Source organism: Pedobacter superstes (assembly GCF_037622515.1).
GTDB lineage: Bacteria > Bacteroidota > Bacteroidia > Sphingobacteriales > Sphingobacteriaceae > Paradesertivirga > Paradesertivirga superstes.
This window is the reverse complement of record NZ_JBBJCN010000016.1, coordinates 1-1,338: the sequence shown is the minus strand read 5'-3', so window position 1 is coordinate 1,338 and position 1,338 is coordinate 1. Positions and strand designations below refer to the sequence as shown.

Here is a 1,338-nt window from a genome sequence, read left to right as displayed (position 1 = left end):
AGATGATCCTCTCGATCAAATAGTCTGCGATAATAGTGGAACGAAACCAGTAAATTTCACGGGAACAGGTACGACGTACAACTGGACAAACAGTAATCCAGCAATAGGCTTAGCAGCCAGCGGTTCAGGAGATATTCCATCCTTTACTGCAATTAATACCGGAACAAGTCCAATTATTGCAACAATTTCCGTTACGCCTATTGCAATTGGTTGTGCTGGAACAGCTCAAACATTTACTATTACCGTCAACCCCATTCCGACTGTAAACGATCCAGCAGATCAGACAGCTTGCAATAATGGGGCTACAACTGCAATATCTTTCACGGGAGCCATTCCAGCAACTTCATACTTCTGGACAAACGACGCACCCTCGATCGGATTGGTGGCAAGTGGTTTAGGAAATATCCCTTCATTTACAGCTATAAACTCTGGAACCAGCCCCGTTACTGCTACCATTACAGTAACTCCTATATTTAATAACTGTGCCGGAACTCCCCAGACTTTCACCATCACTGTTTACCCGAGACCTACTGTTACTGTTCCTGCGAACGCAGTAGTCTGTAACAACTCTTTAACTGGCATCCTCAGCTTTAGTGGGGCTGTGGCTGGTACAACTTACAACTGGACTAATAACACCCCTTCAATAGGACTGACAGCAAGCGGCTCTGGAGATATCCCTGCTTTTACAGCCATAAATACAGGTACAACTATTGTTACAGCTACAGTTACTGTCACTCCTGTTGCAAACGGTTGCGCGGGAGCTCCTCAGACATTTACCATTACAGTTAACCCAACACCACTACCACCCACTAACTCGGCTATCAACATCACTGAATGCGAAACAAACCCGATTCAAACGCTCAACGCAAATTCAGTTATCACTTCTTCCGTTCCTGTAATCTGGTATACCCAGGCGACTGGCGGTACTGTTGTAGCATCACCAACTCTAAATACTACTAATACGGTGACTTATTTTGCTGAGGCCGTGAACAGTACTACAAACTGTTCTAGCTTGTCAAGAACTGCCGTTACTTTAACAATAAACCCTGCTCCTCTTTCTCCTACTGTATCGGCTGCCAGCATCACCGAATGTGAAACAAGCCCTGTTCAGGCACTCAATGCCAATTCAGTTATCACTTCTTCAGTTCCTGTAACCTGGTACACCCAGGCTACAGGTGGAACCTTGGTTGCATCTCCAACTTTAAGCTCTACAGGAAATGTAACGTATTTCGCTGAAGCGGTGAACAGTACTACAAACTGTTCAAGTTTATCACGAACTGCTGTTACCTTAACCATTTCTCCCGCTCCGGCTGCTCCGGCACTTTCAGGTTCGGCTGT

The 1,338-nt window shown here is 45.4% G+C and carries 1 protein-coding gene; it reads left to right on the top strand.

Annotated elements, in window-relative coordinates:
• The coding region (locus WG906_RS19300; protein ID WP_339994532.1) for an Ig-like domain-containing protein at positions 1-1,338 on the top strand (1,338 nt) is incomplete at both ends.